The 3,824-nt window shown below is 69.3% G+C and carries 4 protein-coding genes; 3 read left to right on the top strand and 1 reads right to left on the bottom strand.

The window, feature by feature from the left end; genetic code table 11:
* Positions 1–537: 537 nt before the first annotated feature.
* Genes VB080_RS13310 through VB080_RS13300 form a run of 3 tightly spaced genes read left to right on the top strand, consistent with a single transcriptional unit; the run spans position 538 to position 2,799 of the window.
* A complete protein-coding gene (locus tag VB080_RS13310; protein ID WP_323418936.1) occupies positions 538–1,872 on the top strand; it encodes a DUF4921 family protein in 1,335 nt (444 codons plus the stop codon).
* 58 nt (positions 1,873–1,930) lie between these two features.
* The gene (locus tag VB080_RS13305; RefSeq protein ID WP_323418935.1) at positions 1,931–2,098 is read left to right on the top strand and encodes a CopG family transcriptional regulator; all 168 of its coding nucleotides are present in this window, start codon (positions 1,931–1,933) and stop codon (positions 2,096–2,098) included.
* Complete coding sequence (locus VB080_RS13300; protein WP_323418934.1) at positions 2,095–2,799, top strand: hypothetical protein; 705 nt, start codon at positions 2,095–2,097, stop codon at positions 2,797–2,799. The genes VB080_RS13305 and VB080_RS13300 overlap by 4 nt, the downstream gene beginning before the upstream one ends.
* A 146-nt stretch (positions 2,800–2,945) precedes the next feature.
* Here VB080_RS13300 and VB080_RS13295 read toward each other — a convergent pair whose 3' ends face one another.
* Entirely contained in the window at positions 2,946–3,611 is a 666-nt protein-coding gene (locus tag VB080_RS13295) for a YigZ family protein (protein ID WP_323418933.1), read from the bottom strand.
* Positions 3,612–3,824: the final 213 nt, after the last annotated feature.

Raw genomic sequence — 3,824 nt, 5'->3', positions numbered from 1 at the left:
CCGGTTGGGACAGTCCCCACCGTGAGTCAGAAGCAGGGCTGGGCGGGGTGGCGCGCCCGACAACCACCCACCCTGTCCCCGACACAAACCGGGCAGCAGAGATCACGCGCGTGGATAGTCCACGCGAACCCCCGGAATCACGCGGTTTCTGCACCTCCCGGCCGGGGTCGACGGCGATGCGGGTGAACAACAACCCACCCTCTCCCCAGCACAAACCGGGCAGCAGAGGCCACGCGCATGGATAATCCACTCGTCCTGCCGGAATCACCCGGTTTCTGCACCTCCCGGCCGGGGTCGACGGCGATGCGGGTGAACAACAGCCCACCCTCTCCCCAGCAGAAACCGGGCAGCAGAGGTCACTTGCGTGGATAGTCCACGCGTCCTGCCGGAATCACCGGGTTTGTGCGGACGCCGCACGGTCGACTCGGGCTGGAGCCGGGATGCCAACGTGAGTCAGAAGCGGGGTCGGGGTGGGGCGGGGCGTTAGCCTGTCGGGGGCGGCGCTGGGGGCCGCCGACTCGACTGAAGGGCTGCGTGATGACCCATCCGTACCTGCGGGAGCCGGAGTACCTGACCGAGCTCAAGGACGGCACCGTCAAACAGCTCAACCCGTTCACCGGCACCCAGGTGTGGACGGTCGCCGGACGGGGCAACCGTCCGCTCGGCATCCAGCTGCCGGACCCGGTGCCGCTCGACCCGGCGATGCACGGCAGATACTGCGCCTTCTGCGAGGACCGTTACCTGGAGACGCCACCGGAGAAGTCGCGCGTGCTGCGACACCCGGACGGCGGCTGGGAGACCCGCTACCGCACCCCGGCCGAGGAGCTCCGCCACACCACCGCGGAGTTTCGCCGGATTCCCAACCTGTTCGAGATCCTGTCCTACGACTACTGGCACGCAAACTACGGCTACGAGTTGCCCGCCCGGATCCGGGAGCGCAAGGAGGCCTACCTGGCTTCCGAGGCGGGACGGACGCATGTCCTGGCGGTGGTCCGCAGCAAGCTGCGCGCCGGCGGCCGGACCGACGCCGAGATCGACGCCCTCGGCGAGGAGGGGCAGGTGGCGGCAGCGTCCGGGTTCTTCGGCGGCGGCCATGATGTGATCGTCGCCCGGCGGCACTTCGTCGACGGTGCGACCGACAACACCCAGCTGGCCTCCTCGGGCACCCTCACCCCCGACGAGCACGCGACGTTCATCGGGTTCACCGTCGAGTCGGCCAAGGGGCTGTTCGACCTCAATCGCTACGCCCGCTACGTGACGGTGTTCCAGAACTGGTTGCGTCCGGCAGGTGCCTCTTTCGACCACCTGCACAAGCAGTTGGTGGCGATCGACGAACGCGGGACGCAGAACGAGTTGGCGATCGCGCGGCTGCGGGCGAACCCCAACACCTACAACGAGGACGGCGTGAACTACGCCGCTTACAAGAACCTGGTGATCGCCGAGAATGACGCCGCGGTGGCGTTCGCCGGCTTCGGGCACCGTTATCCCACCATCGAGATCTACTCCAAGTCCGAAGCCTGCGATCCGTGGCGGCACACCCCCGAGGAACTCCGTGGGATGTCGGACATGATCCACGCCCTGCACGCCGCCACCGGGGTGGACGTGCCGTGCAACGAGGAGTGGCACTACCGCCCGATCGACGTCGACCTGCCGATGCCGTGGCGGGTGATGCTGAAGTGGCGGGTCTCGACTCTGGCCGGTTTCGAGGGCGCGACCAAGATCTACCTCAACACCATCGACCCCTACGCCCTGCGCGACCGGGTGGTGCCCAACCTCTACCGGCTGCGGGACGAGCGTAGGATCGCGCCGCTGGCGATCGCCACCGAGGCCGCCTGCCGGCCCAACTGTCTGCGATACACGCGGAACCGCTGAGGCTCCCGGACAGTTTGTGCCTCTTGTTGCCGGCTTGCCTCGGGAGTAGATTGCTAGCATGCTTGCAAGCGATAGTGGCTCGAAGGTCCAGTTCAACATCTACCTGCCGCCGACGCTGGTCCGGCGGATCAAGCACCGGGCGATCGATGAGGGCAGCTCGTTGTCGGCGCTGGTCGAGCGCGTGCTCGCCGACTACCTGAACGCCGCTCCGGAGGCTGGCCGATGATCACCGTCCAGCCGATCCGGTTCACCGCCCGTCCGTCTGCCTGGCACCGGCTGGCCAAGGTGCTGGGGCTTGTCCCGGCGTTCCCGCCGCAGCCGGAGTGGTCGGAGTTCGACGGGGACGGGATCCTCGCCATCCACCATGCGGGCGCTGGCTCCGCCGACGCCGGACGAACGGCTGTCCATCTTCTCAGTGATGACCTGGACAACATCGAGTTCACCCTTGTCACTGCCGGATTCGAAGTCGAGCGGACGGTGCCGGAGGATATCGGGCCGCTGCTGACGGTGACCGCGTCCACCGGGCAGACGATCACGGTCTCGGGCGGGGCTCGCCGGGTTGCCGGCGCAGCGCTGGCGATGCTCCCGCTGTGGTACGCCGACGACCTGACGGAGCCGCGGGCGATCCTGGAGGCCATCGGCCTGCGGCCGCGGATCGCCTCGGACGCGGGCACGTGGATCGACTTCACTGCGGACGGCGGCGGGCTGGTGGCGCTGCACCACGGCACCGGCGGGCGGGTCGAGTTGAGTCTGGAGTACCGCGGTGACCTCGATACCCTCGCCGAGCGGCTGACCGCCGCCGGCTTCGACGCCAGCGTGACCGACGAGGCCTACAACCGCACCCTCCGTTCGATCACACCCGACGGCGACGAACTGTGGATCAACCAGGTGATGGACGACCTCTACGGCTACACCAGAATCGGCTGACCGCGGGTCGCCCGGCGGTCGGTGGGCGACCCGCGCCCCACGGGATTCACCTCAAACAGGCGATGGCGCGCGGATCGGCGCCGCGTTCGACCCGTGCCTCCAGAGACTCACTGCGGTGGGCGGACGACAGGCTTGGGGTGCCGCGGTCATGCCGGCCCGTCCGGGATGTCGACCACTCGGCTCTCCCCGGTCACCGGGACGAGCGCGCCGGCGGAGAAGGCGGCAACCTCGTCGGCGAGCGTGCCGAGGGCGGCCGGCGGCACCAGCAGCCGGAACCGGGCCGTCGCAGTCCAGACCGGCTCGGTCCAGACTCCGCCGTGGCTGGCCGCCCACTCCCGCAGCCAGTTGTCCAGCCGTCCGGCCTCGGCGGGAGATGCGTCCATCGTCACCTCGGTGAGGATCTCCCGGCGAACCAGCCGGGCCCGGTCCAGCGCTCCGGCAACCGCACCGGAGTAGGCCCGGACCAGCCCGCCGGCACCCAGCAGCACGCCCCCGAAGTAGCGGGTGACGACGGCCACCAGGTCGGTCAGGTCGCGGTGCCGCAGTACCTCCAGCATGGGGACGCCGGCGGTTCCCGCGGGCTCGCCGTCGTCGGAGGATCGCTGCTGCCCGGCCTGCGGGCCGACCACCAGCGCGACACAGTGGTGACGGGCGTCCCAGTGCTGCTTACGAACCTGTGCGATGACGGCCTCCGCCTGCTCGACCGAGCCCACCGGCTCCAGATGCGCCAGGAACCGCGACTTCTTCACCACCAGTTCGTGGTCGACCGGCACCGCGATGCTGGACGGAAGGGCAGTCTGGCTGGCGCTCACCCGCTGAGCCTAATCCGGGTGTGGTGGCTGCTGCCTGTGACCGACGCCGGGTCAGGCGGTGTTTCTGCCAGGTCCGGGGCGTGGAGGTGCGGCAGGTCTCGCCCCGGCGGAACAACGCGGATCCTGCCGAGCAGGACGAGCCGAGATCCGGTGGTGGCTCCGGAAGGAGGGTGGTGACAGACGTGGCTGCTCGAAGCACACCGCGCCGGCCCG

Source organism: Propionicimonas sp. (genome assembly GCF_034927565.1).
Lineage (GTDB): Bacteria > Actinomycetota > Actinomycetes > Propionibacteriales > Propionibacteriaceae > Propionicimonas.
The sequence above is the reverse complement of the archived record's forward strand: the minus strand, read 5'-3'. Positions and strand labels throughout refer to the sequence as shown.

What these genes read in the sequence shown, in the direction of transcription:
- VB080_RS13310 (WP_323418936.1), top strand. Translation starts at nt 538, where the DNA reads ATGACCCATCCGTACCTGCGGGAGCCGGAGTACCTGACCGAGCTCAAG.
- VB080_RS13305 (WP_323418935.1), top strand. Translation starts at nt 1,931, where the DNA reads ATGCTTGCAAGCGATAGTGGCTCGAAGGTCCAGTTCAACATCTACCTG.
- VB080_RS13300 (WP_323418934.1), top strand. Translation starts at nt 2,095, where the DNA reads ATGATCACCGTCCAGCCGATCCGGTTCACCGCCCGTCCGTCTGCCTGG.